The sequence below is a fragment of the bacterium genome, assembly GCA_036524115.1.
In the GTDB taxonomy this organism is placed as follows: Bacteria; JAUVQV01; JAUVQV01; order JAUVQV01; family DATDCY01; genus DATDCY01.
On sequence record DATDCY010000160.1, the window covers coordinates 1 to 2,585 of the forward strand.

Below are 2,585 nucleotides of genomic sequence, written 5' to 3' on the forward strand. Positions count from 1 at the left end.
AAACTCGCGCCAGACCCGGCCCGCGGCACCGCTGCGTGTCAACGGCATCGTCACGCGCCTTCTTTCGTCATGCGAGTTCCCACGCCAATCCCCAAAGCAATAACCATGCCGTCGTAACCTGATAGCAACGCGCGACAAGAATCGTATCTCATTGATATTCTTGCGTTATCAGTACCGGCATAATTCTGGCGCACGCGACATCCACCGCAGACCCAGGCGGTGTAAGAATTTCCGACGATTCGGCGCCCCTGTTCCGCCGCTCGCGGCAACCTTTGAGAACCGTCCCGGCCGCGGTTTGAGGTATCATGTGCCCATGCCCCACCGCATCCTCGTCACCGGCGGCACCGGCTACATCGGATCGCACACCGTTGTCGAGCTGCAGCAGGCGGGCTTCGACGTCCTGGTCGTCGACGATCTCTCGAACTCGCACATCGGCGTCCTCGACGGCATCGGGCAGATCTCCGGCACGCGACCGCCCTTCGAGCAGTTCAATCTCCAGGACCGGGACCGGACGCGGCGGCTCTTCGAGACCCACGGCCCCATCGCCGCCGCCATCCACTTCGCGGCTTCGAAATCGGTCGTGGAGTCCGTCCGCAACCCGCTGCTCTATTACCGGAACAACCTGGTCTCCCTCCTCAACCTCCTCGAGGCGATGCAGGAGCACGGCTGCGGACACATCGTCTTCTCGTCGTCGTGCACCGTCTACGGGCAGCCGGAGCAACTGCCCGTCACCGAGGCCTCGCCGCTGCAGCCGGCGGCCTCGCCGTACGGCAACACCAAGCGGATCTGCGAGGACATCCTGCGCGACGCTGTCGCCGCGGACCCCGCGCTGCGGTGCACGGCCCTGCGCTACTTCAACCCCATCGGCGCGCACCCGAGCGCACTGATCGGCGAACTCCCCCAGGGCGTGCCCGACAACCTCGTGCCGTACATCACGCAAACGGCCGCCGGCATCAGGAAGGAACTGCAGGTCTTCGGCGACGACTACGACACGCCGGACGGCTCGTGCATCCGCGACTTCATCCACGTCGTCGACCTGGCGCGGGCGCACGTCGCGGCGCTGCGGCGGATGCTCGGGGACGGAGCGCCGCAGCGGTTCGAGTGCTTCAACGTCGGGACCGGCACCGGCTACTCGGTGCTCGCGCTCGTGCGCACGTTCGAGCAGGTCTCCGGCCGCAAGCTCAACTACCGCATCGTGGGCCGCCGGCCCGGCGACATCGTGAAGGTCTGGGCGGACACGGCGCTGGCCAACCGGGAGCTGGGCTGGAAGGCCGAGAAGAGCCTGGAGGAGATGCTGGACTCGGCGTGGCGCTGGGAGCAGCGCTACCGGGCGGGCGAGAGGAAAGGCTAGGACGCGATCAGTTGCCCTGGGCGAAAAAGACCACCTTCAGCGTCTTGAGCGCGATGAAGAGGTCCAGCCGCCAGGACATGTTCTTGATGTAGTAGAGGTCGTACTTGAGCTTCTCCATGGCGTCCTCGACCGAGGCGCCGTACCGGAACTCGACCTGGGCCCAGCCGGTCAGGCCGGGCTTCACCGCGAACCGCAGCGCGTAGTACGGGATCTCGCGGCTGAGTTTCTCGACGAAGAAGGGCCGCTCCGGGCGCGGGCCGATGAAGCTCATCTCGCCGCGCAGGACGTTGATGAACTGCGGGATCTCGTCGAGGCGCGTCAGGCGCAGCCAGCGGCCGAGGCGGGTGACCCGGTAGTCGCGCACGCCGGCCCACACCGGACCGCTGCCCTTCTCCGCGTCGTCGCGCATCGAGCGGAACTTGATCAGCTCGAAGGGCACCTCCCCCTGGCCGGTCCGCTCCTGCCGGAAGAAGACCGGCCCGCGCGAATCGAGCTTGATGAGCACGGCGACGATCCCCATCAGCGGCAGCGAGAGCACCAGCCCGGCGCCCGCGGCGACGACGTCGAAGGCCCGCTTGAAACGCTGAAGCCAGGGCCGGTGGAGCAGTTCGAAGCCGCCGCTGTAAAGGAACCAGCTGTCCTCGACGTGCTTGATGGGGATCTGGCCGGTGGCGCGCTCGACGAACTCCGGCATGTCGAGCACCTCGACGCCCCCCATCTTGAGCTTCAGCAGGTTCTTGATCAGCTCCGCGTTCTGGGCCTGGGACACCGCCAGGATCACCAGGTTCGCGCCGGTGCGCGCCACAGCGTCCGCGAGGGTCTCGCCCGTCCCGAGGACCGCCACGCCCTTGTACTGGACGTTCCGCTTCAGCGGGTCGTCGTCGATGACGCCCGCCACCCGCACGCGCAGCCGCGGCTCGCGCAACGTGCAGTCGATCACGGTGCGGCCGGCCCAGCCGGCGCCCACGACCAGCGCCGGGCGCACGGCGCGCTCGCCCCGCGCCTTGATCGCGACGAACGCGCGGACCGCGAAGGCCTCGGTCGCGATCGCCACGCCCAGGACGAGGAAGAGCCAGGGCTCGTCCGCGCGGTCGCCGGCAACGAAGTACCCGCCGCCGAAGAGGCCGACCACGGCGAGGGTGGCCAGCGCGATCCGGGGGGGCACCTGGGAGGACCACCAGGCGTTGCGGGGGCTGTAGAGGTCCATCACGGCGAGAGTCACCGGGAACGCGAC

At 68.0% G+C, this 2,585-nt stretch carries 2 protein-coding genes; one reads left to right on the forward strand and one right to left on the reverse strand.

The genetic code is table 11. The annotated features are described in order from the left end of the window. The first annotated feature begins 313 nt into the window (after window positions 1-313). The gene (gene galE, locus VI078_07900; protein ID HEY5999210.1) at window positions 314-1,351 is read left to right on the forward strand and encodes a UDP-glucose 4-epimerase GalE; all 1,038 of its coding nucleotides are present in this window, start codon (window positions 314-316) and stop codon (window positions 1,349-1,351) included. A gap of 7 nt (window positions 1,352-1,358) precedes the next feature. Here galE and VI078_07905 read toward each other — a convergent pair. Next, window positions 1,359-2,585 (reverse strand): sugar transferase (locus tag VI078_07905; protein HEY5999211.1); only part of this gene is annotated, 1,227 nt, incomplete at its 5' end.

Bases quoted from the DNA above. Each gene is read 5' to 3' on its own strand.
- galE (HEY5999210.1), top strand. From the start codon at position 314: ATGCCCCACCGCATCCTCGTCACCGGCGGCACCGGCTACATCGGATCG.